This is a genomic window from Bdellovibrio sp. KM01 (assembly GCF_013752535.1).
Lineage (GTDB): Bacteria > Bdellovibrionota > Bdellovibrionia > Bdellovibrionales > Bdellovibrionaceae > Bdellovibrio.
On record NZ_CP058348.1, the window covers coordinates 252486 to 277527 of the forward strand.

A 25042-nucleotide genomic window follows, 5' to 3' on the forward strand; every position below is an offset into this window, starting at 1 on the left:
TTATTGGGCTATCCTTAGCCACTATGGTAACGCAAATACTTACAAAAATATTCGGAACGAAACACGACCGTGAAATGAAGAAGATCCAACCGATGGTTGATCGTATCAATGCCTTGGAACCTAAAATGAAGGCGCTCACGGATGAACAACTTAAAGCGAAAACTCCTGAGTTCCAGGAGCGTTTGAGAAAAGGCGAGACAGTTAACGACATCTTGCCAGAAGCATTTGCAGTTTGCCGTGAAGCTTCGATTCGTGTTTTGGGTATGCGCCATTACGACGTTCAATTGATCGGTGGTATCGTTCTTAACAGCGGTAAGATCGCCGAGATGAGAACGGGTGAAGGTAAAACCCTGGTGGCGACGTTACCAGTTTATCTGAATGCACTTACTGGTAAAGGTGTTCACGTTGTGACTGTGAATGACTACCTGGTACGTCGTGACTCCGAACACATGGGTCGCTTGTACGGTTGGTTGGGACTTACCACGGGTATCATCGTTCATGGTTTGAACGATCAACAACGTAAAGAAATGTACGCTTGCGATATCACTTATTGCACGAACAACGAACTTGGTTTCGACTATCTTCGTGACAACATGAAATTCGATCTGGCTGATTACGTTCAACGTGGTCACAACTACTCGATCGTGGACGAGTGTGACTCTATCCTGGTCGACGAAGCTCGTACGCCGCTGATTATTTCCGGTCCTGCGGAAGCTTCCACAGAAAAGTACCAAATCGTAAATTCCATCATCCCTCACTTGAAGCGTGATGTTCACTTCACAATGGAAGAGAAATCAAAAACTGCTTCATTGACTGAAGAAGGAAATGCGAAAGTTGAAGAGTTGTTGGGCGTGGGCAATCTTTACGATCCACAGAACATCGAACTTCTTCACCACGTTTACCAAGGTTTAAAAGCTCACTACTTGTACCGTCTTGACGTTGAATACATGATCAAAGATGGCGAAATCGTGATCGTGGATGAATTCACGGGTCGTTTGATGCCGGGCCGTCGCTGGTCTGACGGTCTTCACCAAGCTATCGAAGCTAAAGAAGGCGTCGAAGTTAAATCTGAAAACCAAACTTTGGCGACAATCACTTTCCAAAACTACTTCCGTATGTACGACAAACTTTCGGGCATGACGGGTACCGCGGACACAGAAGCGGTTGAGTTCAAAAAGATCTACAACCTTGATGTGAATGTGATCCCGACAAATAAACCAATCACTCGTAAAGACGAAGAGGATGTGGTTTATAAATCTGAAAAAGCCAAATACAAAGCGATCACTGCAGATATCAAAGAGCGCACTCAAAAAGGTCAACCCATCTTGGTGGGTACTGCTTCTATCGAAAAATCTGAAGCATTGAGCCGATTCCTTCGTAACGAAGGAATCAAACACGAAGTCTTGAATGCGAAACATCACGAACGGGAAGCCGAAATCATCGCTCAAGCAGGCCGTAAAGGTTCTGTGACGATCGCCACCAACATGGCCGGTCGTGGTACCGACATCATGTTGGGTGGTAATGCGGATATGTTGGCGAAAGCTGCAGTGGGCAACGATGATTCTCCTGAGTACATTGAGGCTTTGGCGAAAGTTAAAGGCCAAGTTGAAAAAGAACGCGAAGAAGTTCGTCAATTGGGTGGTTTGTACATCATCGGTACGGAACGCCACGAATCTCGTCGTATCGATAATCAGCTACGTGGTCGTTCTGGTCGTCAAGGTGACCCAGGTGAGTCTCGTTTCTATCTTTCTTTGGAAGATAACTTGATGAGAATCTTCAATGGTGAACGTATCCAGAAAATCATGGAAATGTTGAACATCCCTGAGGACGAACCAATCACTGCGAAAATGGTGACGAACGCGGTTGAGGGTGCTCAACGTAAAGTGGAAGGTCACCAATTCGATATCCGTAAGAACTTGATGGACTACGATACGGTTATGAACAACCAACGTAACGCGATCTATGGAATGCGCCGTAACCTTCTTGAAGGTAAAGACGTTGAGCGTTCCGTTTTGGATATGTTGGGTGATGTTGTTTCCAACATCCTTGATACCTATGTTCCAGAAGATGGTAAAAAAGAAGAGTTCAACATCGAAGGCTTGAACAACTCTTTGGCTCAAACTTTCGGTTTCAAAATTGATGTAGATGGCAGAGCGGTTAATTCCGAAATGATCATCGATCAAGTTCGTGCCGGTGTGAAAGCCGTTTACGATCGTCAAAAAGAATCCATGGGGCCTTTCCTTGAGCAGGTTCAAAAAATGATCTTGCTTCAATCGATCGACCATCACTGGAAAATGCACTTGGCGGTTATTGATAAACTTAAAGAAGGTATTGGTTTGCGCGGTTACGCTCAAAAAGATCCTTTGATTGAGTATAAAAAAGAAGCTTTCTTGGCATTCGAAACTTTGAACAACACGATCAAGTCCGATGCTATTGAAAAAATCATGCGCGTTCAGTTGGTGCCTCAACAATCTGAAGAAGAAATGTTGGAAAGCCTGCGTCCTGAAGAATCTGACCTGGATGAATTGGATTATTCTTCCCCGTCTGAAGCTGACATTGGACATTCATTGCCTGAAATGGGCGTTTCTGAAGAGCCGAAGCGAAATAAGATGACTTTCCAAAGTGGGCCGGTGGATGACCGTCCAATGAACCGTGAAGAGCGTCGTCGTTTGGAAAAACAAGGCAAAGGGAAAAAGTAATTGATCCAATGCCCGAACTGCCAACAGCCAGTAGAGATTCTGGATAAACACATTGGGGCGCTGTTTACGTGTCCCCATTGTGCGGCGGTTTTCTTTGTAAATTATGATGGCCAACCGGAAATGGCTTCCCACGAAGCCGAACCGGCCCAGGAACAAAACGAAAATGCTTTTGTTCCGCCGATCTCTGAAACTCATTACGGCACTCCAGCTGCTGAAGAGTTCTCTCCTGCACAAGATCAATATCTCGAACCCACTGAAGAGCCGCAGTTTCAACAGCCGGCGGATTCCTTTGGTGAGTACAGCGCTGAATCTTCAGACGGTGGTTTTAACGAAACTCCGCTGAATGAACAGTATTCTGAAGAGCTTTCCGAAGCGGCCACAGAATCAGAGCCAGCCTACGAGATGAATACATCTGAAAATTTTGATTATTCTGAAAACCTAAATCAGCCCGCGGAACCCATTGTCGAAAATAGAACATCGGATGATGCCAACTTTGCCGACGTCATTGATTTTGCCAATGCGAATTCCACGGCCGGGAACTTTTCCTATGCGGTGATTATCGAGGGTATCGATAGCAGCCAGTTGGTTTATCAACTGAAAGAGGCGATGACGGACTCAAAGTTCGGCTGGGATGTGAGTGAACTTTTAACTCATATCGGTGGTGGGAGATTGGTAGTCAAAGGTTTAAGCCCGGCTAAAGCTTCGGTCTTTATCAACCGAATTAAATATCTGCCGTTTAAGGTCTCCTGGAGGCAAGATGTACTCTCTGGTTCTTAGATCCCTGCTTATTTTAGTCACTGTGATGTCTGTTGCCGTGGCGGCATTTGCCAACGAAGGCGGTGGCGGTCATGGGGGCGGAGAAGAAAAGAAAGCCGAAGGCGGCGAGGGCGCTAAGGAAGAAAAAGCCGAGCCTAAATCCGCTGAAGAAAGCTATGACAAGGTTGCAGCGAAAGTGGCTGCCTTGGAAGCTAAAATCCATTCTGGTCAGGAAGAAATCGAAAAACTGATCGAGGAAAAAGCGCACGCTAAGGACCCTGCGCAAATAAATGAAATCGTAAAACAAATGCTGACCTTGCACAAAGAACTGCAAAAAAACGTGCAGGAATATGATCAGGTCCGTGGTTTGATGAAGTACCGTTACCCTGAAAAAGGTCTTACAACCAAGCGCGAATACGAACGTATCGAAGTCAAATCGCTAGACGATATGGAGTCCGCGATGAGTCTTTCCTCGTCGGTAAAGCGCACAATGAAGAAGGTTCGTAAGCAATACGAGACTCCAGAGCAGGCTAAGGCCCGTGTAGAGGCGGAAGCCAAAGGACACGGTGATGATTCTAAAAAGAAAAAGAAACCACCGGAACTGACTGAGCCGGTGATTCTTAAGAAATAGTGTCTCAATACGAGACGGCGGTGGCGCCAGTCTTTCGATCCCAAGCTGGAACTGATATCTTAGAGGTGTGGGGGAAATCATGTTACGACTGATGTCGATTCCGATCGTCGTTATAGGGCTGTTCACATCAGCTTGTCAGACATCCATGCTTAAGCAATTCGAGTCCATTAAACCCGGCATGGAAAAAGATGACGTTTTGGATTTAATGGGAAGCCCCAACCAAACCCAACGTGTATCCGGCAAAGATCGCTGGTACTACACATTTTATGACAAACGCATTCGCTTTCAAAAAGAAGTTCAATTTGTGGATGGTGCCGCGATCTATATCGGTGAAGTTTATCAGCCACCTGCAGAGCAGACGGCTGTCGCTATTGACACTCGCAATGAGTCTCGAAATAAACAAATTGATGAAGAGATAAAAAAAGAAGTTCAGGAAAATCGTAAGGCCTATGATGCTTACGAATCGCAAACAAAAGGGACTGATAAAGTTCGTTACGTTCCTCAGTTCGAGCCTATTCGGTAAAATTAAGCGGCGATCCTAAAACAGAAATGATTTCGTAGCCATTTACTTCCAGGAAGTCGGATTTGTCGCGGCTATAAAGCTTAATGCCTGTCCAAACCCAATTGTAACCCGCGGGCAGTTCAACCTTCACGCCATCTAAATGTAAACCATCTGGCGCCACTGAGCAGTGACCTTGAACAACGGTGTGTGGAATGTCGCCAGATACCGCCACCCCATCGGCAGAAAAAGTTAATTCAATATAAGGATAGCGCTGACACACGGAAACTTTGGCGCCGTCCTGATCAGCCATGAAAAAGTGCCCCAGGTGCAAGCGTTTGCCATCACTGAAATCAGTGACCTTGGCATCTTTTAGTAACTGATATTTGAAAGCTTTTAGGAAAGTTGTCGGATTGGATCCAGAAAGATCTGCACTGGCCAAAGCTGTGTCCATTTGCGCTTCTTGTTCAGTCGACGCGATTTTTCGAGAGCTGGACATGCGGTTATTCAGATAGGTAATCGCAATTGGAAATGCCAACAAGATCAGGAAGGTGATCGCGCTGCGTTTTCTATTTTTTATAACAGGCTTTTGTTCTTCACTCATTTAATACTCACATTTCAGGGCTTTGCGATCAGCCTCTGTTAATACATCACGCTTTGTTCCAGCATTCAATACCGGCCACATGACTGTTGAAAGAGTGGATCTGTGTTTCAAACCTAATACGTGTCCGAACTCATGCACAATCAAGCTGTGCAAGTGAAGATCAGAAGTAAGTTCCGGATGTTCAATGTAAAAGCGGAAGTACTTTGCATCGACGGTCATGTCGGATTCGGTGATTTTATTTCCGGTCCAATAAAGTGACGTCATCGCCTGTAAGTTTGGAGATTTGGTCCAATTGGTATTCCAGTAAATTCCGTTACGACCGTCTTTGCTGCCGTCATAAGAAATGTCATCTTCGTTGGTGATATTAAAAAGAGACATTCCAGCAGCGTCTTCCCAAACTTTCGCAGCCGATCTCACGATAGATTCATATTCTGAAGGAACATTTTTTGAAATAAACATGTTAATCGGCAAGGTTGTTTTCCAGGAAACTCGCTGACCATAAACGTTTTGTACAAATCCGCATTCATCTTGAGCGGCACTCGCAAGAGTCGTTTCAGAGCCAGGTCCTAGAGTCACGCCCTGTTGGCATCCACCGACTAAAAAGCTCAACAATGTGAATACTAAAAATTTATACATATCCTCCAATTTACCATTGAAACCGTGCTTATCCGAACAGCACTTTCTTATTCCCGACCTTTGACTGGTCCTGTGTCCTTCCTTGCTTCGTGAAGTCGTGGGGCGTAGGCTTTGGGGCATGATAAATTTTAAGTTCATTAATAAGAATGCTGTAGTAACAGGTGGCGCTGCTGGTATTGGTCTTGAGATCTCTCAAAGCTTTCTAGCAGCTGGTGGGAACGTTTCCGTATGGGATTACTCTGAGAAGGCCTTGGCGGCAGCTCGGGATGAACTTTCCAAGTACGGCTCTCAGGTTCAGTACGTTCAAGTCGATATTACAAATCGCGATTCGGTCGCGAAAGCCGCTGCTGGCTTGCCTTGGGCTGTGGATATCCTTGTGAATAACGCCGGAATCACGCGTGATAAGTCATTTGCGAAAATGGGCGCGGATGACTGGGATGCTGTGATTAATACAAACTTAACTGGTTTGTTTAATGTCACAAAAACATTGCTTGAAAAGTTCAATCCGAATTCCCAACACAAACGCATTATCAACATCTCTTCGGTCGTGGGTATTTACGGAAATTTTGGTCAGACAAATTATGCTGCGGCAAAATCCGGCGTGATCGGCATGACGAAAACCTGGGGTAAAGAGTTGGGTCGTAAAGGTTTTACTTCCAACGCAATTGCTCCGGGGTTCATCAATACTGCGATGACGAAAGCGATGCCGAAAGAAGCGATCGATGCTATGGCAGCTAAGGTTCCAGTGATGCGCCTTGGCGAAACTTCTGACATTGCGAATGCTGTTCTGTTTTTAGCAAGCGAACAAGCCTCTTACATCAACGCTACTGTTATAAGTGTCGATGGTGGCATCACTTTATAAAAAATTGAGAGCGAGTATCAGTGCCGCGATTTGACCTTTTGCGGCGCAACAATAGCCCCTGGACAGTGTGGTGTAATTTGTTGCGGTCCCTAGGGTTTTCGGGTACTTAACTTAGATTATATTACAATACTGTGACAAAACTTTTTTGCGTCCGCCCTTTGGGAGTGCCAGCCTATGTCTGAGAATAAAGATCATTATAACCGCGGTGGTTTGTTTGCATTCATGTTTTCTATGGCGTTTGTATTCGCCTTTTTCTTCTACCTAGTTGTAGTCAACAAAGGTGTGGATTTGGCAGAAAACGTTATCGATCCAAATGCTCCAGCAGCAGCGACAGGTCCCGTGTTTGATATCACGACGGTGAAAGAACCATGGGTAGAAACTCCTGAAATGATCACATACGGTCAAAAATTCTTCAAAACAAACTGTGCTATGTGCCACGGTGATACTGGTCACGGTGACGGTGCTGCGGGTGCGGCATTGAATCCTAAACCACGTAACTTGGTTGAAGGTAAATGGACTCAAGGTGAAGGTATCATCAACCACTTTAAAGTGGTTACGAATGGTATCCCGAACTCTTCAATGGCAGCATTCGGTCACTTCAAAGCGGCTGATCGTTGGGCTGTTGTTCACTTCATTAATTCTATCACTAACAATAAATCTAAAGACGATCCTGCTAAAGTTGCTGAGTTTGCAAAAACCGCAAAATAATTAGGAAGTTATTTAATGCTGAAAAGTCGTTTGGTTTTGAAAGCAAAAAAAATGGGAATAGTTCTGACTGGAACCGTTCTCGTTTTGTTTTCAGCAACAACGACTTTCGCATACAACGGAACTGAAGCAGGAATGGCGGCGGGTGATAAAGCTCGCGAGCTTCAGGGAGTTGGGATCGAAGAAAAATTGGGCAAGAAGCTCGATTTGGGAATGAAGTTTAAGGACGAAACTGGCAAGGAAGTCGCACTGGGCGACTACTTTGACGGAAAACATCCCGTAATTATTTCGCCTGTGTATTTTTCTTGTCCTGGTTTGTGCAACTTTCACCTGAACGGTCTGACAGATGCACTTAAAGTGATGGATAAGAATTGGACTGTTGGTGGCAAATTTAAAGTAGTCGCTATCAGTTTTGACTCGAAAGAGACGCCGGAAATCGCCGCTCATAAAAAAGAGCTTTATATGAAGCTTTATGATCGGCCGGGTTCCGAGTCGGGCTGGCACTTTTTGACCGGAAACGAGCAACAAGTAAGAGCTTTGACAGAGGCTATTGGATTTAAGTTCAGATGGGATGAAACTCAAAAGGAGTGGGCACATGCTTCAGCAGCAGTTGTCGCATCTCCTGAAGGCACGGTTTCTCGCTATCTTCCTGGGATTATGTTTAATCAGCAGGATATTAAGTTGGCTTTGAACGAAGCAACCGAAGGAAAGATCGGAAACTTTGTAGATAGCCTGGTGCTTTATTGTTTTCAGTATGATCCACACAAGAGCAAGTACTCGCTTGCCGCAGTTTCAATTATGAAAATGGGCGGGGGAGTGATGCTTCTGGTGATGGTTTTATGGTTATTGCCGCTTTATATTCGCTCTCGCAGAGCGAAGAAAAATGTGGCGGGGAGATAAAGGTACATGATGTGGTTTAATATTGCGAAGGCCCAATCCTTCATGCCAACGCAAGGAACCGAGATTGCCAAGCAGGTGGACAATCTTTACGGATTCTTGCTGATTACAAGTTTCATCGCCTGCGTGCTGGTTATCGGCGGGATGATTTACTTTGTACTTAAGTACAAGCGTAAGTCTGACAACGAAAAAACAGCATATATCTCTCACAACACAGCGTTGGAGTTCTTGTGGTCATTTATTCCACTTGTGATCTTCCTGGCGGTGTTCGCCTGGGGTTGGTACATTTACCACGGCATGAGAACTATGCCGAAAGACGCGTTAGAAATTAACGTTCTTGGTAAACAATGGGCTTGGGAAATCGAATACAAAAACGGTTTCAAAGCTGTGAACGAAGTCGTTGTTCCAGTGAATACAGACGTGAAGTTGCTTTTGACTTCTCAAGACGTAATCCACTCATTCTTCATCCCAAGCTTCCGTATTAAACAAGACGCCGTACCAGGTCGTTATACTGCTTTGTGGTTCCGCGCTGAAAAACTTGGTGAATTCCACGTTTTCTGTGCTGAGTACTGCGGTACTACTCACTCGGGTATGATCGGTAAAGTACGTGTTGTAACTCGTGCTGAGTTCGACAAGTACATGGAAGAAGGCCAAGAAGAAGGCCAATTGCCAATTGCTGAACGTGGTAAAAAACTTTTCGCGTTGAAAGCGTGCGCATCTTGCCACGCTGTCGACAATCCTGCGGTAAAAGTTGGTCCATCATTGTTCCAGGTATTTGGTCACGAAGTTGACGTTGATGGCGGCGGAAAAGTTATCGCAGATGAAAACTACATCCGCGAATCTATCCTTCAGCCAAATGCTAAAATCGTAAAAGGTTTCCCTAAAGGCGTTATGCCAACGTTCCAGGGTCAGATTAACGAAAACGAACTTAACGCCCTTGTTGAGTACGTTAAGAGTTTGAAATAAGGAGTGCAGCTCATGGGTAGTCATTCATCATCAGCTCACGGCGAAAATTATATTAATTGTGAAAAAGGCCTATGGTCTTGGTTAACTACGGTTGACCATAAACGTATCGGTCTTATGTACATGATTGCGGTTATGTTCTTCTTCTTTGTCGGCGGGGTTATGGCCTTGCTTCTTCGTTTGGAACTTTTTGCTCCAAACGCGACAGCGGGTGTTGGGCAAGTTTTGAAAAACGGTGACGTTTACAATCAGGTACTGACTTATCACGGTGCGATCATGGTCTTCATGGTTATCATCCCTGGTATCCCGGCCATCCTGGGTAACTTCTTCCTTCCAGTTCAATTGGGCGCAAAGGACGTGGCTTTCCCTAAAATCAACTTGGCTAGCTGGTACGTGTTCATGATTGGTGCTTTGATGGCAGTAGCGACTTTCTTCACTACTAAAATCGACACTGGTTGGACGTTCTACACTCCTTACTCCATCCGCACAGGAACTGCGACAGTTCTAATGGTTATCGCGGCTTTCGTAATGGGTATGTCTTCAATCCTGACGGGTTTGAATTTCATCGTAACTGTTCACAAACTAAGAGCTCCGGGCATGACAATGCACCGTATGCCTTTGTTCGTTTGGGCACTTTACTCAACTGCGATTCTGCAAATGCTTGCAACTCCGGTTTTGGGTATCACCTTGATGTTGTTGGCAGCGGAAAAAGTATTCGGTGTTGGTATCTTCGATCCGGCATTGGGCGGTGACCCGGTATTGTTCCAACATTTCTTCTGGTTCTACTCGCATCCAGCGGTTTACATCATGATCCTTCCAGCGATGGGTGTTGTGTCTGAATTGATCACAACGTTCTCTCGCAAAGTGATCTTCGGTTACACAGCGATCGCATACTCTTCTCTAGGTATCGCAGCGGTGTCCTTCTTCGTTTGGGGACATCACATGTTCGTATCTGGTCAGTCAGCAACTGCAGGTATCTTGTTCTCGTTCATCACGATGCTGGTTGGGGTTCCAACAGCGATCAAGATGTTCAACTGGGTGGCGACAATTTATAAAGGTTCTGTGAGCTTCGACTCCCCAATGTTGTTCGCTCTTGGTTTCTTGTTCTTGTTCGCAATCGGTGGTGTGACTGGTATCATGCTTGCGGTTCTTCCAATTGACGTTCACTTCCATGACACATACTTCGTGGTAGCCCATTTCCATTACGTGATGGTGGGTGGTACTTTGATGGCGTTGATGGGTGGCTTCTATTACTGGTTCCCGAAAATGTTCGGTAAGACTTTCAGCGAAGCAGCGGCTCGTATGTCTTTTGTGTTCATCTTCATCGGTTTCAACGTGACGTTCTTCCCTCAATTCATCTTGGGCGCGATGGGTATGCCACGTCGTTATTTCGACTACATCCCGAACTATGAACACTTGAATAAAGTGTCGACTGTAGGTTCGTGGTTGATCCTTACTGGTTTCTTGATCGGTCTTTACACGATTGTACAAGGTATCAGAAAAGGTGATAAAGCTCCGGCGAATCCTTGGGGCGGCAAAACTCTTGAGTGGCAGACGTCTTCTCCACCTCCACAATTTAACTTCGATGTTGAACCAGTAGTAACAGCGGGGCCTTATGAGTACAGATAATGTAGCGAATCCACACGCAGCACATGTGTCGCATCACTTTAAAGATGCGACTCAAGAATACGACAGCGGTAAGCAAGGTATTTGGTTGTTCATGGTTACCGAGATCCTTATGTTCGGCGCACTTTTGGTCGGCTACGGGATCTTCCATGCTATTTATCCAGAGATGTTCGCTGAAGGTGCTAAACAGCTTGATTGGAAATTGGGTTTCATTAATACCCTGGTTCTAATCTTCTCTTCTTTCACAATGGCAATCTCGATTCAATTGATCCAGCGTAATCAAATCAAAAAGGCGGCGATGGCTTTGGCAATCACGATCCTTTGCGGTGCGATCTTCATGGTCATCAAATACTTCGAGTGGACTCATAAATTCCACATGGGCTTCTATCCAGGTCGTTTCTTGGATATGGCTAAAACTGGTGCAGAACACGCGAACCTAGGTATGTACTTCGGTTTCTATTTCTGTATGACAGGTCTCCACGGTCTTCACGTGTTGATCGGTATGGGTTTGATCGCTTGGTTGTTGATCAGAACGATTCGCGGTGATTTCCACTCTCAATACTGGATCCCAGTAGAAGGCGTTGGTATCTTCTGGCATATCGTCGATTTGATCTGGATCTTCCTATTCCCTCTTCTTTATCTGGTGGGTTAACAATGGCAGCAGCAAATAATCATAAACACGACCCTAACGTTCTTCATCCACACATCTCTCCAACTTCCATGTACTTGAAAGTTGCGGGGGCATTGTTTGCGCTAACTATCTTGACGGTAGTTGCGCATCAATTCCACGTGGCATTGGGTGCATTTGCAGCCGTCATCGCTTTCGCGATCGCAGCGGTAAAGGCAACTTTGGTTTTGTTGTACTTCATGCACTTGAAGGACGATAACAACATGAACCGTGTGATCTTCGCTTCTGGTTTCTTCTTTTTGCTAGTTCTTCTGTTCTTTAGCGTGATTGATATCCTGACTCGCGTTGCAGAAGTAAGTCCTCTATAAGACCGTGTTAAAGACTTACGCGGATCTTACTAAGTTTGGCATAGTCGTGTTCTCCGTTCTTGCGGGATTGGCCGGCTATGCCACTGGTTTTCAAAGCGAAAATCCTTTCGACTGGAAAGCCATTCTTGAAACTCTTCTTGGAATCTATTTCTTAAGCTCGGGTTCTTTGGCCTTGAATCAAGTTCAAGACTATAAGCTCGATGCGAAAATGCCCCGAACAGCCAATCGTCCGATTCCTGCAGGTCGCCTAAAGCCAGCGGCGGCGGGCATTTTGTCTTTCTTCTTCTTGTTTGTGGGATTGCAGTTGTTGTTCACAGTGCAACCGATGGCAGGATTTGTTGGTTTGATCTGTGTCCTTTTCTATAACGGTCCTTACACTCTTTATCTTAAAAAGAAATGGGCGTACGGAGCGGTTCCGGGTGCAATCCCTGGTGCTTTGCCAGTGACGATCGGTTATGCGGCGGCCAACCCTGATATTTTTAATTCTGAATCGATCTACTTGTTCCTGATCATGTTCATCTGGCAAATGCCGCACTTCTGGGTGTTGGCTATTCGCTATAAAGATGACTATGCAGCAGGTGGTATCCCAGTTCTTCCAGTGGCTCGCGGAAACGAAAAGACTCTTCAGCAAATCGCTCTTTGGACCTTTGCTTATGTTGGGGTTGCTTTGGCAGCACCCTTGTTTGTTCATGCGAGCTGGCTTTACATCCTTTTGACTATTCCCTTCGTTTTCAAAGTTTTGCAGGAGCTTTACCGCTATTACAAATCTCACGGGACGGAACGTTGGTTGGCCTTTTTTATGTGGCTTAACGTGAGTATGCTGATTTTCATCATCATCCCGGTTATAGATAAATGGCACTTCCTGATCACTGAAAACAGATAATAAAAAACCCGGTCTCCCGGGTTTTTTTATTTTGGCTGTCCAAGTTCGAACTAGGGTTTGCGTAATTCTTCCGGTGTATCAATCTGCCGACTGAAGTGAGCCTTGATGAACATCGGGTGCTTATCTAAGTTATCGAAGATCTTCATCACAGTTGGATACTTTGACAGGTCCATATGGAAGCGCTGGCAAGTGATGATCTGCGGATACAGAACGATATCAGCCATGGTGACTTCGTCGCCGAAGCAGTATTTCCCAGCGAATTCAGGCAATGTTTTTTCCAAAGCATCCAAACCTTGCATCACCCATTTTTGAACCCATTGGTCCTTTTGCTGTTGAGAATAGTCATGGGTTTCGCCCAGGTATTTCGTCACTTTCAAGTTTCCATAAGGGTGCATGGAGGCGTTAACGATCTCACAGACCTGACGAACGCGAGCGCGGTGATAGGGATCTTTCGGAAGGATCGAAGGTGAGGGATGAATCTCTTCCAGATATTCAAGGATCGCCATGGAATCTGGAATGATTTTATCATCGTGAATTAACGTCGGAATTCCGCCTAAGGGATTTAGTTTGCGATAGTCCGGGGAGTGCTGTTCATCCTTTAGTAAATTGATGGGCTTGTATTCAAAGGGGATATTTTTCAAGTGCAAGGCCACGCGGGCACGGAAGGATGTGGAGCTTCGAAAATAGTTGTAAAGCACGAACGAGGTCATATACTAACTCCTGTTGAGGCGCATAATTAACAACTCAGATTCTCATCAAAGGGCGTTTTAATGCCAAGCAGATTTATCTTTTCGTTACGCTTTTCCTCAAAGGTAATGGTTAAGCTTGCGAAGTTGTCTCTTGCCATGGTTTTGTTCATGAGTCTTTTCAGACTGAACCTATTCTTTTTATCTGCGTTCGCCAAAGTTGAACACGCTACATTTTTAGAAATCGTTCAGTCTTTTGTGGCGGGCTTCCGTTTTGATATCCTGATTTTTGGTTTCTTATTGCTGCCGATTTATTTCGTTTTGATGATTCAGGCGATTTCAGAAAAGTGGCCGAATTGGATTTTCGTTCTTTATAAAATCTATTTTGCGATCATTTGGTTTATCATCTGCTTGATGTCTTTCGTCGACTTCTTTACTTATGCGCACCATGGCCGTCGCATGAGATTTGCGGAGTATTCCAGTTGGACGCCGGATCTGACCTGGGAGCAGATGCATGCCTTGCAAACCAATCAAGTGATCTTCTTTACGATCAGCACAGTAATTCTGTTTTCTTTGGGTTACATGATGATCCGAGGCATGCAGTTCGGTCAGTGGAAGGATGAGTATTCTCCTCAAAAAGGATCCTATGGAGAGATGGCATTGCGCATCGTATTGCCTTTGCTTCTGATTGTTTTAGCAGCGCGTGGCACCGTGGAACCTCATCACTTGGCTTTAGAACACAGCCAGGTTTCTAATATTCCCGCCCTCAATGAAATGGCTCTGAATGCCGTTTGGTGTTTTGATAAATAGAAAAACTTGTGGGAGACTATGCCCACAAGGAGTTCTTATGAAAAAACTGGCACTGTCTTTACTTGTCGTTTCAGGTCTTTTCTCTTCTGCAGCTTTCGCTGGTCTTAATTATGGAATCGAAGCGGGTATGCGCAGTCAATCTGGTGATACTGATGCAGCTGGTGGATCCACTGATTCTCAAACAGCTATGCAAGTGGGTATGTTCGGTATCATGCCGATCGCTAACGCCTGGAACATCCGCACTGGTTTGCTTTACACGCAACGTCCTTTGACTGAAAAGAATAGCGGCGTAGAAAACAAAATCGATATGAACTATGTCGATATCCCTTTCAATATCATGTACAAATTCGAAGATTATGCGGGCGTGTATCTGGGCGTGAATCTTGCGATCAACATGGATAAAAAATGTAGTGCTACTGGATGTACAATGGGCGATGTCACTTCTCCATTGATTCCACTGGTGGTGGGTGCAGCCTTTAAATTTTCTCCAAATTTCGGTGTGAATGTTTACTTTGAAAGTGCCAGCGGAAAAGTTGTCACTGTAAATAATCACGATCTTAAAAATTACCGCGCAATTGGCGCGAACTTGCTACTGACTTTTGACTAAGGATATTTTGTGAAATTAGGTTCTCTGAAATCAGCTCAAAGTTTGGACGGTGATCTGTGCGTGATCAGCCGTGATTTGAAAACAGCGGTGAAAGCGACTCATATCGCTCCGAACTTGCGCGAGGCTATGGAAAAATGGTCTGCGAAAGAAGCTGATTTGAAAAAGTTGTACAGTGATCTGAACGAAGGCAAAGCATCTGCTGCTTTCCCGGTGAATGAAAAGGATTTCCATTCTGCATTGCCAAGAACCTGGTTGTTTGCGGATGGATCGGCTTTCATCTATCACATCAAACTTGTGCGTAAGGCTCGTAATGCTCCATTGCCAGAAACATTGTCGACAGTGCCTTTGATGTATCAAGGGGAGTGCGGTCAGTTCCTGGCGCCGACCGAAGACATTCCTCAGCGTGATTTTGCGCATGGAACTGACTTTGAGGGTGAAGTGGGCGTGATTACCGACTTTGTTCCCATGGGTGTTACTCCTGAAGAAGCTTTAAAACACATCAAACTTTTTGTGTTGATCAACGACGTTTCCTTGCGTGGTTTGATCCCTGAGGAGCTTGCCGGTGGCTTTGGTTTCTTCCAAAGTAAACCAGCTTCCGCGCTTTCTCCATTTGCTGTAACTGCAGATGAATTGGCAGAGGGATACAAAGATGGCCGTGTTCATTTGCCCCTGGATGTGACTTACAACGGTGAGTTCTTTGGTAAAGCCAATGCGGGTGCGATGCACTTCCACTTTGGTCAATTGATTGCTCATGCAGCCAGAACACGCAACCTGCCTGCGGGTGCACTGATTGGCAGCGGTACGGTTTCCAATGAAGATCATTCAAAAGGTTCCAGCTGCTTGGCTGAAAAACGCATGATTGAACAAATTGAAACAGGATCTATCAAAACGCCATTCATGAAGGCTGGCGATACGATTCAGATGCAGATGAATAATTCTAAAGGTGAAAATATCTTTGGGAAAATATCCCAGAAAGTTCGTTCCGTTTAAAGAGCGAAATTTTAAAGCAGATATCAAAAAAAATGCCGGGGAGACCCGGCATTTTTTATTCTAATTTAGCTAGCCCAAATTACATTGCTTCGATAACGCCGCAAGCTTCACGAGCTCCAGAGTTTCCAGCCGGTTGAGATTTCAAATCATCTTTACCTTTGTGGATAACGATAGATTTACCGATGATGCCTTCTGGGCCATTCAAAGCAGCTTTCAAAGTCATCGCCGTGTTGCCTTTACCTTTTTTATCAGCCATCAAGTTACCCATGTCACCCAGGTGGCGCTCTTGAGCTGTTGGAGAACCGTGCTTTTTGCCTGTTGGGTTGAAGTGACCACCAGCAGAAGTGAAATCACCTTCACAAGTTCCAACTTCGTGAATGTGGAAACCATGAGGGCCGGCTTTCAAACCATCGATCATTGTTTCGACTTTGATTTCGCCATTTTCTTCAGTGAAGTGAACTACACCTTTAATTTTAGAGCCTTTCGCCGCTTTCAATACAGCTTGAGCTTTTGTTGGAGGTGGTGGCGGTGGAGGAGTAGCTGCTACAACTGGAGCTTCCTCTTTGTGCGCACAAGCGCCGATTAGTAATGCCGCAAGGACTGGTGCAATAAATCTTTTCATGTTGATTCTCCCTTTAGTGGTTTTACATGAAAAGATGGTCACAGATTTTTATCAGGCTGTCATTTATTGATTCGCAACTAGACGAATAAGCTCTACGGTTAAAAAAGTAACAATGTAAAACGCTAAGACTTTGCGTCCAGTTCTGATTTTAGATGCAAGCAATGCGCGAGTGCCAAGCGTAGTCATAACGACCCCCTTTACCTATTCAGTATCGGGCGTTCTTGATTATAGATCCAATTGATTAAATCTACTGGTCTTATAGATAAATACTATAATGCAGCTACGCTATATCATAGTGAAATAACACGGGAATTTGCATATCAGGATGCATGCTTTCTTTCACGGGACAGCCCAATGCAAAGCCTTCGATCTTTTTGCGATAGTCATGGGGAATGCTCATTGGCAAATGTAGGACCACATTTAATTTTGCGATTCTTCTCGGATTTGCAACCATCTCTTTTTCAACAGAAGCCCAAGCACCTTTAAGAACGATGCCGTCTTTCTCCGAATGAATAGCCATAGTGGTAAGCATGCAGCTACCCATTGCTGCTCCTACCAAATCTGTCGGAGAGAAAAGCTCACCCTTACCATGATTGTCTTTTGGTGCGTCTGTCGCAATTCGAGCGCTGGAGGGTTCATGCGTGATTTCGCAGTGTTTTTCACCTTGATAGTGAGTCGTTGATTTAACCATGGGACCTTCCAGGAACTAATTAGACATCTGGTCAATAATCTTACGCAGACGCATCTCTGATGATTTAGACATGTCGTTGTAGAGTTTGCGAAGATGTGTGGATTGAACAGCGTCGCCTTTTGAGGCTTTCATCTCACGACCGATTTTGATCGCAGAGCAAACGCTTTCGATAACGAATTTTCTTTTTGAATCTTTGGTGATGAAGTCAAAGGCTCCCAGGGACAGTGCTTCCAGGGCGCGAGCATGGTCTCCGTGTGCAGTCAGAACTACGAAAGGAGTCATGTGACCCAACGAGCGAACGTAAGCCAAAAACTTAAGACCGTTCATTTGTGGCATTTCGATATCAGATAGAATTGTATCGAATTCTTTAGTCTTTACGTATTGTAAAGCGGCAGCGCCGTTTTCTGCCTCAACTATTTCATCGACGAACTCTTTCAAGAAATGCTTAAGGAGCTCGCGAATATCTGCGTCGTCCTCAACAATCAGCAATCTGCTTTTTTCTTCCTGTGGGTTCATCTCGAATCCTTAGCTCATCGTGTAACGGTTAATCACGCCAAGCAAAACGTCTTTCTTAAATGGTTTTGTGACGTGATCATCACAGCCTGCATTTAAGGACTTTTGTTTGTCATCAGAAAGGGCGTGTGCAGTCAGTGCGATAATTGGGATGTGTGAATGCTGAGTCGCGCGTTCCCATTCCCGGATAATCGACGTTGCGGCATAGCCGTCCATCTCTGGCATTTGAACGTCCATAAAGACGATATCAAACTCGTTCGATTTTATCTTATCTACTGCTTCAAGTCCATTCTCCGCTTCAATTATTTCAAACGGCTGGTTCTTAAAGAAATGCGTAAATAAGATGCGATTGTCTTCGGTGTCGTCAGCTAACAAGATACGAACTTTTCTGGATTTGTCCAGTTCACGAGCTTCTATTTGATCAGCAAATGAAAGCAGGCTGGTTTCAGGCATTCTTACTGTTGCCAACTGAAGACCTGGAGACTGCTCACGGTAAGGAACCGTAAAGAAAAATGTTGTCCCAGCGTTTTCACGGCTCTTAAACCAAATTTGACCACCCATAAGTTCGACAAGGCTTTTGGAAATTGCCAGCCCCAATCCCGTTCCACCGTAGCGCCGCGTGATGGAGCTGTCGGCTTGGGAAAACTTCTGGAATATCAAATGTTGTTTTTGTGGAGCGATACCGACACCAGTGTCGCTGACACTGATCAGAAGGCTGTCTTTCTTGGTCGGATTTTTAACAACTGTGACTTTGATTTCACCGCGCTCGGTAAACTTAATCGAGTTGCTAACCAAGTTGATCAGAACTTGACGTAATTTGGTTGGATCACCCATCAGGAATGTGCTGACACCAGGACCGATATCAAAAGAGTACTCGACTCCTTTGATTTGTGCACGAGGACGCATCATCTCTTGGACGTCTGTCATCATCTTGTGAAGTTCGAACGAAATGTTTTCGATGGAAACTTCACCGGCTTCGATCTTGGAAAGATCCAGAATATCATTGATCAACGTCATCAGTACATCGCTGGCTTTCTGGAAAATCGTTAAGTAATAGCGTTGATCCGGATCAAGCTTCGTGTCTTTCAAAAGTTCGGCCATACCCATGATCGCATTCATTGGCGTACGAATTTCATGGGACATGTGAGCCAGGAACTGAGATTTCGCCAAAGATGATTTCAAGGCCTCATCCTTCATGGCAATCAATTCTTGTTCTGCTTTTTTCATCTGCGTGATGTCTTGGTTAATACCCCAAGTACAGACGGGATTTCTTTTGTCGTCGTATTCAGTCAAGCCCATTAAATTTGTCCAAATGAACTCGTGGGTGTCGGCTCTGCGAACACGAATTTCAAAGTGGAATTCGCGGATGCCGGATCCGGCTTGCTTAAGTGCCGTCTCTAATACGTGAACATCCTCATGATGGACCATGGCTTTGAAAAGATCATAGCTGGGCTGAACTTCGTTGGGATTTAAACCCAAGAGCTTAAACTGCTCATCTGACCAAATCATTTTGCCCAGACGGAAATCCCAACGGAAAGACCCGGTTTTGGAAATCGCCTGAGAAGCCTTCAGCAAGTCTTCCTTCATCCGAAGTTCGCGTTCTGCCTCGAGCTTCCAACGCAAATCATCTCCGACAATCACGAATCTTTCGCGTCCTGCAGAGTTGTTCATCGGTACCGTGGTGATAGCCAGTGGAATACGCTCTCCAGAAAGGCATTTCAAATGCGCTTCAGTTCTTTGCTGATCAATCAGGTCTTTAAGGTCAATTTCCAACCACAAAGATAACTCCGATCCAACCAGCGCCGCCTCGGGAGTGCCGATCAGTTCATTTGCAATCGGATTGGATTTACGTATGATGGCTTTTAAGCTGCCACCAAAGCCAGGCATAATTTCAACCATGAACATCACTTTGTTAAGCGTGCGCACGACTTGCTCTAGAACTGTTTTCTCCTGCTGTTCCTGGCCATAGGAGCTTGCAAGCTTGTTGAAGTCTTTAAAGATGTTGGCAAATTCATCTTGTGATGAATAACTGATTTCCTGAACTTTATTTCCCTGAGTGCTGATGCGGGAATGCAGGAAGTTCAGCGGTTGAATCAATTGCTTGGAAAAGAAGAAGGCGATCAAAAGGGAAATCAGCAAGAACAGGGAGCCAATGATCACAAAAATAATCAAATAGTGATTAATCGGCCCGGTCGTCTCGTTGAAATTAGACTTCGCCACCAGCGCCCACTCGACACCACCTGGAAGTTGTACTTTCCCGATGGACATTAAGCTGAGGGCATTTAAATAGTCGGTGCCAGTTTCCACGATGTCGTCGTTACGCAAATAGTGACGAATTTTATCGGCGGGCAAGCTTACAGCCATCGCCGTAGTGCCGCTATCTTTTACCAGTTGCGGGGCCTGGGACTTATTTGCGCTGGATAACAGCTTTAGGAACTCGCCTGGATTTTCATAATGCAGACGAGAGTTGTTGCGCATAAATCCGTCAGGACCATAGGCGATCACCTCACCGGTTTCACGTAAGCCCGAACGCTTCCATTGAAAGTTATCGCTAAGGATCTGATCGAAGCGATCCAGCGCGATTTGAAAGACCAAAGTTCCGATATAAGTTTTTTGATCGTAAATCGGGGCCGCAATATAAGAAACATACTCAGGCAGAACTCCCGCCAGCGGAGCAAAGTCAAAGAAGCGAAATGTTTGTGGAGGCGCGCTTTGTGACCAGCGATAGACATCTGTTAATCGTGTTGCGCTGAAAATGCCCGTGTTTAGATTGGCTCCCAGCTCAAAACCTTTTTGCACCGAATAGACGACGATGCCATCTTTATCGAGCAACAAGACATCGGCCATTTGAAAACGATCAGCATAATCCGACATGAATGTGTGAATATCACTGTGAGTTTTAAAATACCCATAAGGATCGATGGTCTTTAAAGCCGTGACGTTGCGGGGAGTACTTTCATTTCTTTCAGCCTCCTGTAAAATCATCGATTGCAGAATTACTGCAGGCTTGCTTAAGCGAGCTGCGATATTTTTTTCTTCCTCAAAACCAGGTTTGTTTTTGTAATAAGAGCTGACAATGCGGATGTCTTTCGCGGGCGCGATTTCGCCTGTACCGTCATTGATTTTTTTAAAGATTGCATGGAAGGATAAAACTGCATCGCGCACTCGGCCCATCTCGGCAGCGACCAGCAAGTTATTACCAAGATTTTCAAGATCAGTTTTTAAAGCTTGAGCACGGTTGAGGCGAATCTGAATCAAACGCTCCGAATGACCGCTTTGGAGTGAGGAAGTACCCACTTTATAGCCCATAGTTCCGGCGGCAATCATGGCTCCAGTAACAATGAGCAGTGTAAAGAGAAGTATCCTAACCCGTATTGTCATCTTGCCCTAGGACATCGGAACAAATTGAATTTCAATATTTTCAAAATGGTTTTTCATGTCTTGAGCAAGAGCCGCAAGTTGAGTGCCCTCGTTGTTTTTAGAGAGTTTTTCCATTTGAGCAGCAATTTCACTTAATTGCATAAAACCGTAACTGGAAGCCGCACCCTTGATTTTATGGGTTAATGCCGCGATGGCTGGAAGATCATTTTTTGCAATGAGTTCTTCAAGGGCCAAAATGTCTTTTTTGCGATTCTCAGTGAACTGCGGAATTAGATCTTGAAGATCAGCGTCGATTTCTACTTTGATTTTTGCCATAGATGGGTCGGTTATCCTTTTTAGTGGTTCTCATTACAATAAAATTTAGTTTACGAAGGCGTTTATTGCATAGATTTAATATCAACGGTAAATTCCTCTCTGCACACCATTTATGGGGCTGATTTTATGAAGAAAATACTCATTTTCCTGACGCTATTCTCCGCGCTTTCTTGTACTTCAAAGCACGAATTGGGGACGGAAGGAAATCCCATTCATTTTGCTCTAGTTCCCGGACAAGATGCAGCCGTTTTGTTAGAAAACGGGAAAATTTTAGAGCAGTGGTTGCGAAAGCAAACGGATTTAGTTGTTAAGATCCAGGTACCGACTAATTTCGTAGCTGTTATTGAGGGCTTGGGATCTCAGCGAGTTGATTTTGCGATCATTAATACGTTTGGATATATCTTGGCCCACGACAAGTACCAGGCGAATGCAGTTTTGATTGGTGAAAACAATGGTCGCTCCGAATATTGGGGGCAGATTATTGCGAGAGATCCCAAAATTAAATCTCTTAAAGACATCAACGGAAAGAAAATGGCGTACGTTGACCCCGCGTCGACTTCTGGATACGTGCTGCCAGCTACGCTTTTAAAGGAAGCGGGTGTGAGTCCCAAAGAAGTCGTCTTCGCAGGTAAGCACGACAGTGTTGTCAGCATGGTTTACCAAGGCCAAGTGGATGCGGGAGCAACTTACCATACGCCGGCAGAAGATGGTAAACCTCAGGATGCGCGCCGTTTGGTGCTGACTCAATTTCCCGATGTATTTGAAAAAGTTCGAATCATCGCGATGACGGGATCTATTCCGAGTGATCCCGTCGTATTTCGCGCGGGCTTTCCAGCTGAACAGCAAAAGAAATTGGTCGAGGCGCTAAAGAATTTTTCCGCTTCTGCAAATGGAAAGCAGACCTTGCGCAAACTTTATCACATCACGAATTTTAAAGATTGTACCGATCAGACATTCGATCCGGTTCGCAAGATCCTGCTGAATCTGGGTAAGAATGCACAGGATCTGGTGAAATAGTAGGTTTGCACTTTGGCTTTGCCGAATTATCTAAAACATAAATGGCACACTGACGCTGATCATGCTGACTTTGTTGCCGAAGTCATCAAGGCTTGGAATTGAGCCCCAGTTACCTGTGCCTTTTGAGTATTTCAGATCCATGTACTCGAAATTAACTGCAATAAAAAAGATCTTAATTCCCAGTCCTACTTTAGGTCCTTTTGCTTCGTCGAATTTCACGTCAAACAAGCCGCTTTCTTCTGGATCAAGCGTTCCCCCAAAAACATATCCTGCCCAAAAGCGCAAACCGACCAGGGGAGTTTGCACTCCGATAATGGCTCCATATGTGCTGGAAGTGGCATCGGCTTCATAGCCGGTATTATCATGTTTGAATTTTGGTTTGGAATAAGATCCATCAAGTCCCACAAACAGCATGTGCTCCACAAAGTGCATGCCCAGTTTCAGATCCAAGCCCATGCCTTTCGTGGTGGCGTCGGAATCATCAACGTCTACTTTGCCGGCGCCACTTTCATAAAAAACAGCAGGTTCGAAATAGAATCCGGTTGCCATGGCCTGTGCGGAAAAAAGCAGAATGGCTGCCGTAAAAGCCAACTTCAAAAACTTCATGAGTGACCTCCATGGGAAACAGGTTACTGCGAGTTTGAATTAACGTCGCACTGTGTTTTATCACTCGGCGGGCAAGCCCTGCTGTCAAACCGGGGTGGGTGTTGTGGCGATTTATTGACTTTGGTAGGTGAAACCTGATTATCATGACCTATGGAAAATCAATATTTGTCAGGATTCGGAAATCATTTTTCTTCAGAGGCTCGCCCCGGTGCTTTGCCTGTGGATCAAAACTCGCCACAAAAAGTAGCTATGGGACTTTATGCTGAACAACTAAGTGGTTCAGCATTCACGGCTCCGAGACATCATAATCTTTATTCCTGGTTGTATCGTATTCGTCCATCGGTGGTTCATAAAGCTTTCGTACCGTTGAAAGACTTGACGGCGAAAACTTTCATGAAGCCTCAACATATCAATCCCAATCAAATGCGCTGGAATCCTTTGGCAGCCTCAGGCGATGCTGATTTTATTGAGGGTATTCGCACAGTTTGTGGCGCGGGTGGCGCTGAAGATCATCGTGGTATTGATGTGCATTTGTATTCCTTTAATAAAGCTATGGGAAAACGCTACTTCATGAATGCAGATGGTGATTTCCTGTTCGTTCCTCAGTCTGGTGCGATTCAGTTGAAAACTGAAGTTGGCGTGATTGAAGCAGAGCCTGGTGAAATCGCAGTGGTTCCGCGGGGAATGAAATTCCAGGTGAATCCACTGGGTGCTGGAAAATGCACAGGCTATATCGGCGAAAATTTCGGCAGCCCTTTTCAGCTTCCTGAATTGGGTCCGATTGGTGCAAATGGTTTGGCGCACCGTCGTCACTTCCTGACACCAAAAGCGGCTTTCGAGGATTTGGAAGGCCAATTTGAACTGGTCGGAAAATTTTCAGGTCAGTTGTGGGCGGCAGAGATGAGTCACTCACCACTGGATGTGGTGGCGTGGCACGGGAATTACGTTTCTTATAAATACGATCTAAGAAAATTCAACGTCATCAATACCGTCAGCTTTGATCATCCAGATCCTTCTATTTTCACGGTCCTAACCTCTCCAAGCGAGACTCCAGGAACAGCGAATGTGGATTTTGCGATCTTCCCACCGCGCTGGATGGTGGCGGAAAATACATTCCGTCCTCCTTATTTCCATCGTAATTGTATGAGTGAATACATGGGCTTGATTTACGGCGAGTATGACGCAAAAACAGCTGGGGGTTTCGTTCCTGGTGGCGGTAGCTTACATAACTTCTATTCAGCGCATGGACCTGATGTGGATGCTTTTGAAAAAGCCAGCAATGCGGATCTGAAGCCGATTCGTTTGACGGCAACAATGGCGTTCATGTTTGAATCGCGCTCTCCGTATCGTGTGACCGATTTCGCGATGGGGAAAGATTTCTTGCAGGCAGATTACCAGTCTTGCTGGCAGGGTTTTAAAAAGTATTTCAAATAAGCGGAATGCAAAAAATGGGAAATAAAAAAAGGGCTCTTTTCGGAGCCCTTTTTTATTTTTCCAGATTTGAAAGTAATGTTTCAATTCGGCTGGCTAGTTCTTGGGTCTCAGGATTTTGGCGCATTTCCTCGAACTGTGTGAACGGGATGCGATCGTTGTTTGCTAAGCCAATGCTGGCAAAATAATTATCGGGATTATCAAAGTGAAGAATGAAGCCTTCATTGTCTCTTTCAACTGTTACGGACTGGTGCAGATCCGTGATGCTTTGTTCAAGCATGTCCACTGCATCTTCTGTCAGTTCCAGGTTGATATTGCGATGAACCACTTCGCCCGTTGTAGGCGGAGTTGCCATAGGTGTACCGTTTGGCATTGGGGCCGCGTTTGATTCCGCTGTTTCAGGCGGGGGAGGGATATCGCCGCCAGGAAGTTCATTGTTTTGTGCAGGGGCAGTGCTTTCATCAGTAGCTACCTGTGCGGTTTCGGTTCCTGCGGATGTAGGATTTGGAGTAGTGAATTTGAAAACTCCCCAACCCACCAAAATACCTAAAGCAAATGCGATTAATAGATCCTTGTTCATGGGCCCGATATTAGGCACCTCGACGAAAAAGGCAAT

At 45.2% G+C, this 25042-nt stretch carries 27 protein-coding genes and 1 pseudogene; 17 read left to right on the forward strand and 11 right to left on the reverse strand.

Annotation, left to right across the window (positions count from 1 at the left end):
- Positions 1–23 precede the first annotated feature (23 nt).
- From secA to bamE, 4 genes and pseudogenes are all read left to right on the forward strand, one after another.
- Positions 24–2492 (forward strand): annotated as a pseudogene (gene secA, locus HW988_RS01315) (preprotein translocase subunit SecA); the annotation flags it as partial.
- Between the two features lie 207 nt (positions 2493–2699).
- Positions 2700–3476, forward strand: a complete 777-nt coding sequence (locus tag HW988_RS01320) for a zf-TFIIB domain-containing protein (protein ID WP_181605891.1) — start codon at positions 2700–2702, stop codon at positions 3474–3476.
- Positions 3457–4086, forward strand: a complete 630-nt coding sequence (locus HW988_RS01325; RefSeq protein ID WP_181605892.1) for a hypothetical protein — start codon at positions 3457–3459, stop codon at positions 4084–4086. The genes HW988_RS01320 and HW988_RS01325 overlap by 20 nt, the downstream gene beginning before the upstream one ends.
- Before the next feature lie 79 nt (positions 4087–4165).
- A complete protein-coding gene (gene bamE / locus HW988_RS01330; RefSeq protein ID WP_142698659.1) occupies positions 4166–4609 on the forward strand; it encodes an outer membrane protein assembly factor BamE in 444 nt (147 codons plus the stop codon).
- Here bamE and HW988_RS01335 read toward each other — a convergent pair.
- Together HW988_RS01335 and HW988_RS01340 are read right to left on the reverse strand one after the other, a co-directional pair.
- Positions 4599–5189 carry a hypothetical protein gene (locus tag HW988_RS01335; protein ID WP_181605893.1) on the reverse strand — a complete coding sequence of 197 codons (591 nt, stop codon included), beginning with the start codon at positions 5187–5189 and terminating at the stop codon, positions 4599–4601. The two genes, bamE and HW988_RS01335, sit on opposite strands and share 11 nt — an antisense overlap.
- Positions 5190–5825 (reverse strand): matrixin family metalloprotease, encoded by a 636-nt coding sequence (locus tag HW988_RS01340; protein WP_181605894.1) that lies wholly within the window; start codon positions 5823–5825, stop codon positions 5190–5192.
- Between the two features lie 118 nt (positions 5826–5943).
- On the opposite strand from HW988_RS01340, the gene fabG reads away from it, so the two are divergent.
- The 8 genes from fabG (at position 5944) to cyoE (ending at position 12757) form a co-directional block, all read left to right on the forward strand.
- Positions 5944–6687 (forward strand): 3-oxoacyl-ACP reductase FabG, encoded by a 744-nt coding sequence (fabG, locus tag HW988_RS01345; protein WP_181605895.1) that lies wholly within the window; start codon positions 5944–5946, stop codon positions 6685–6687.
- 174 nt (positions 6688–6861) lie between these two features.
- The gene (locus tag HW988_RS01350; protein ID WP_181605896.1) at positions 6862–7395 is read left to right on the forward strand and encodes a cytochrome c; all 534 of its coding nucleotides are present in this window, start codon (positions 6862–6864) and stop codon (positions 7393–7395) included.
- 15 nt (positions 7396–7410) lie between these two features.
- Entirely contained in the window at positions 7411–8292 is an 882-nt protein-coding gene (locus tag HW988_RS01355; protein WP_181605897.1) for an SCO family protein, read from the forward strand.
- 6 nt (positions 8293–8298) lie between these two features.
- Positions 8299–9255: a cytochrome c oxidase subunit II gene (gene coxB, locus HW988_RS01360; RefSeq protein ID WP_181605898.1), complete on the forward strand. Its 957-nt coding sequence runs from the start codon at positions 8299–8301 to the stop codon at positions 9253–9255.
- Positions 9256–9267: 12 nt separating this feature from the next.
- Positions 9268–10881 carry a cytochrome c oxidase subunit I gene (gene ctaD, locus HW988_RS01365; protein WP_181605899.1) on the forward strand — a complete coding sequence of 538 codons (1614 nt, stop codon included), beginning with the start codon at positions 9268–9270 and terminating at the stop codon, positions 10879–10881.
- Positions 10868–11530: a cytochrome c oxidase subunit 3 family protein gene (locus HW988_RS01370; protein ID WP_142698666.1), complete on the forward strand. Its 663-nt coding sequence runs from the start codon at positions 10868–10870 to the stop codon at positions 11528–11530. Before ctaD ends, HW988_RS01370 begins: the two co-directional genes overlap by 14 nt.
- Positions 11531–11532: 2 nt before the next feature.
- Positions 11533–11874, forward strand: a complete 342-nt coding sequence (locus HW988_RS01375) for a cytochrome C oxidase subunit IV family protein (RefSeq protein WP_142698667.1) — start codon at positions 11533–11535, stop codon at positions 11872–11874.
- 4 nt (positions 11875–11878) lie between these two features.
- Positions 11879–12757, forward strand: coding sequence for a heme o synthase (gene cyoE, locus HW988_RS01380; RefSeq protein ID WP_181605900.1), 879 nt, complete (start codon positions 11879–11881; stop codon positions 12755–12757).
- 50 nt (positions 12758–12807) lie between these two features.
- Here cyoE and maiA read toward each other — a convergent pair whose 3' ends face one another.
- The gene (gene maiA / locus HW988_RS01385) at positions 12808–13467 is read right to left on the reverse strand and encodes a maleylacetoacetate isomerase (protein WP_181605901.1); all 660 of its coding nucleotides are present in this window, start codon (positions 13465–13467) and stop codon (positions 12808–12810) included.
- Between the two features lie 105 nt (positions 13468–13572).
- Between maiA and HW988_RS01390 the strand changes: the two genes are divergently transcribed.
- Genes HW988_RS01390 through HW988_RS01400 form a run of 3 tightly spaced genes read left to right on the forward strand, consistent with a single transcriptional unit; the run spans position 13573 to position 15850 of the window.
- Positions 13573–14253, forward strand: coding sequence for a hypothetical protein (locus HW988_RS01390; RefSeq protein ID WP_255490145.1), 681 nt, complete (start codon positions 13573–13575; stop codon positions 14251–14253).
- Between the two features lie 37 nt (positions 14254–14290).
- Positions 14291–14860 (forward strand): outer membrane beta-barrel protein, encoded by a 570-nt coding sequence (locus HW988_RS01395; protein ID WP_255490146.1) that lies wholly within the window; start codon positions 14291–14293, stop codon positions 14858–14860.
- A gap of 9 nt (positions 14861–14869) precedes the next feature.
- The gene (locus tag HW988_RS01400) at positions 14870–15850 is read left to right on the forward strand and encodes a fumarylacetoacetate hydrolase family protein (protein ID WP_181605904.1); all 981 of its coding nucleotides are present in this window, start codon (positions 14870–14872) and stop codon (positions 15848–15850) included.
- A gap of 79 nt (positions 15851–15929) precedes the next feature.
- On the opposite strand, the gene HW988_RS01405 is transcribed toward HW988_RS01400, so the two are convergent.
- The 6 genes from HW988_RS01405 to HW988_RS01425 all read right to left on the reverse strand — a co-directional run bounded on the left by HW988_RS01405 (position 15930) and on the right by HW988_RS01425 (position 21372).
- On the reverse strand, positions 15930–16472 hold the full coding sequence (locus HW988_RS01405; RefSeq protein ID WP_181605905.1) for a superoxide dismutase family protein: 543 nt from the start codon (positions 16470–16472) through the stop codon (positions 15930–15932).
- Positions 16473–16535: 63 nt separating this feature from the next.
- Entirely contained in the window at positions 16536–16658 is a 123-nt protein-coding gene (locus HW988_RS19080; RefSeq protein ID WP_255490147.1) for a hypothetical protein, read from the reverse strand.
- A gap of 94 nt (positions 16659–16752) precedes the next feature.
- On the reverse strand, positions 16753–17163 hold the full coding sequence (locus HW988_RS01410) for an OsmC family protein (RefSeq protein ID WP_181605906.1): 411 nt from the start codon (positions 17161–17163) through the stop codon (positions 16753–16755).
- Positions 17164–17178: 15 nt separating this feature from the next.
- Positions 17179–17679, reverse strand: coding sequence for a response regulator (locus tag HW988_RS01415; protein WP_181605907.1), 501 nt, complete (start codon positions 17677–17679; stop codon positions 17179–17181).
- Between the two features lie 9 nt (positions 17680–17688).
- The gene (locus HW988_RS01420; protein ID WP_181605908.1) at positions 17689–21003 is read right to left on the reverse strand and encodes an ATP-binding protein; all 3315 of its coding nucleotides are present in this window, start codon (positions 21001–21003) and stop codon (positions 17689–17691) included.
- Between the two features lie 60 nt (positions 21004–21063).
- Positions 21064–21372 (reverse strand): Hpt domain-containing protein, encoded by a 309-nt coding sequence (locus tag HW988_RS01425; protein WP_181605909.1) that lies wholly within the window; start codon positions 21370–21372, stop codon positions 21064–21066.
- A 126-nt stretch (positions 21373–21498) separates the two neighbouring features.
- Here HW988_RS01425 and HW988_RS01430 point away from each other — a divergent pair, with 126 nt between their 5' ends.
- Complete coding sequence (locus HW988_RS01430; protein ID WP_181605910.1) at positions 21499–22389, forward strand: phosphate/phosphite/phosphonate ABC transporter substrate-binding protein; 891 nt, start codon at positions 21499–21501, stop codon at positions 22387–22389.
- A gap of 30 nt (positions 22390–22419) precedes the next feature.
- Here the strand turns inward: HW988_RS01430 and HW988_RS01435 are convergent, their stop codons facing one another.
- The gene (locus HW988_RS01435; protein ID WP_181605911.1) at positions 22420–22995 is read right to left on the reverse strand and encodes an outer membrane beta-barrel protein; all 576 of its coding nucleotides are present in this window, start codon (positions 22993–22995) and stop codon (positions 22420–22422) included.
- Between the two features lie 150 nt (positions 22996–23145).
- Here HW988_RS01435 and hmgA point away from each other — a divergent pair, with 150 nt between their 5' ends.
- Entirely contained in the window at positions 23146–24429 is a 1284-nt protein-coding gene (gene hmgA, locus HW988_RS01440) for a homogentisate 1,2-dioxygenase (protein ID WP_181605912.1), read from the forward strand.
- Between the two features lie 52 nt (positions 24430–24481).
- On the opposite strand, the gene HW988_RS01445 is transcribed toward hmgA, so the two are convergent.
- Positions 24482–25006 (reverse strand): hypothetical protein, encoded by a 525-nt coding sequence (locus HW988_RS01445; RefSeq protein ID WP_181605913.1) that lies wholly within the window; start codon positions 25004–25006, stop codon positions 24482–24484.
- Between the last annotated feature and the right edge of the window lie 36 nt (positions 25007–25042).

What these genes read in the sequence shown, in the direction of transcription:
- HW988_RS01395 (WP_255490146.1), top strand. Translation starts at nt 14,291, where the DNA reads ATGAAAAAACTGGCACTGTCTTTACTTGTCGTTTCAGGTCTTTTCTCT.
- ctaD (WP_181605899.1), top strand. Translation starts at nt 9,268, where the DNA reads ATGGGTAGTCATTCATCATCAGCTCACGGCGAAAATTATATTAATTGT.
- HW988_RS01375 (WP_142698667.1), top strand. Translation starts at nt 11,533, where the DNA reads ATGGCAGCAGCAAATAATCATAAACACGACCCTAACGTTCTTCATCCA.
- HW988_RS01370 (WP_142698666.1), top strand. Translation starts at nt 10,868, where the DNA reads ATGAGTACAGATAATGTAGCGAATCCACACGCAGCACATGTGTCGCAT.
- HW988_RS01435 (WP_181605911.1), bottom strand. Translation starts at nt 22,995, where the DNA reads ATGAAGTTTTTGAAGTTGGCTTTTACGGCAGCCATTCTGCTTTTTTCC.
- HW988_RS01445 (WP_181605913.1), bottom strand. Translation starts at nt 25,006, where the DNA reads ATGAACAAGGATCTATTAATCGCATTTGCTTTAGGTATTTTGGTGGGT.
- HW988_RS01340 (WP_181605894.1), bottom strand. Translation starts at nt 5,825, where the DNA reads ATGTATAAATTTTTAGTATTCACATTGTTGAGCTTTTTAGTCGGTGGA.
- HW988_RS01425 (WP_181605909.1), bottom strand. Translation starts at nt 21,372, where the DNA reads ATGGCAAAAATCAAAGTAGAAATCGACGCTGATCTTCAAGATCTAATT.
- HW988_RS01350 (WP_181605896.1), top strand. Translation starts at nt 6,862, where the DNA reads ATGTCTGAGAATAAAGATCATTATAACCGCGGTGGTTTGTTTGCATTC.
- HW988_RS01415 (WP_181605907.1), bottom strand. Translation starts at nt 17,679, where the DNA reads ATGAACCCACAGGAAGAAAAAAGCAGATTGCTGATTGTTGAGGACGAC.
- HW988_RS01410 (WP_181605906.1), bottom strand. Translation starts at nt 17,163, where the DNA reads ATGGTTAAATCAACGACTCACTATCAAGGTGAAAAACACTGCGAAATC.
- coxB (WP_181605898.1), top strand. Translation starts at nt 8,299, where the DNA reads ATGATGTGGTTTAATATTGCGAAGGCCCAATCCTTCATGCCAACGCAA.
- HW988_RS01420 (WP_181605908.1), bottom strand. Translation starts at nt 21,003, where the DNA reads ATGATTGCCGCCGGAACTATGGGCTATAAAGTGGGTACTTCCTCACTC.
- HW988_RS01335 (WP_181605893.1), bottom strand. Translation starts at nt 5,189, where the DNA reads ATGAGTGAAGAACAAAAGCCTGTTATAAAAAATAGAAAACGCAGCGCG.
- fabG (WP_181605895.1), top strand. Translation starts at nt 5,944, where the DNA reads ATGATAAATTTTAAGTTCATTAATAAGAATGCTGTAGTAACAGGTGGC.
- hmgA (WP_181605912.1), top strand. Translation starts at nt 23,146, where the DNA reads ATGGAAAATCAATATTTGTCAGGATTCGGAAATCATTTTTCTTCAGAG.
- HW988_RS01355 (WP_181605897.1), top strand. Translation starts at nt 7,411, where the DNA reads ATGCTGAAAAGTCGTTTGGTTTTGAAAGCAAAAAAAATGGGAATAGTT.
- HW988_RS19080 (WP_255490147.1), bottom strand. Translation starts at nt 16,658, where the DNA reads ATGACTACGCTTGGCACTCGCGCATTGCTTGCATCTAAAATCAGAACT.
- maiA (WP_181605901.1), bottom strand. Translation starts at nt 13,467, where the DNA reads ATGACCTCGTTCGTGCTTTACAACTATTTTCGAAGCTCCACATCCTTC.
- HW988_RS01430 (WP_181605910.1), top strand. Translation starts at nt 21,499, where the DNA reads ATGAAGAAAATACTCATTTTCCTGACGCTATTCTCCGCGCTTTCTTGT.
- HW988_RS01405 (WP_181605905.1), bottom strand. Translation starts at nt 16,472, where the DNA reads ATGAAAAGATTTATTGCACCAGTCCTTGCGGCATTACTAATCGGCGCT.
- HW988_RS01325 (WP_181605892.1), top strand. Translation starts at nt 3,457, where the DNA reads ATGTACTCTCTGGTTCTTAGATCCCTGCTTATTTTAGTCACTGTGATG.
- bamE (WP_142698659.1), top strand. Translation starts at nt 4,166, where the DNA reads ATGTTACGACTGATGTCGATTCCGATCGTCGTTATAGGGCTGTTCACA.
- HW988_RS01390 (WP_255490145.1), top strand. Translation starts at nt 13,573, where the DNA reads ATGGTTAAGCTTGCGAAGTTGTCTCTTGCCATGGTTTTGTTCATGAGT.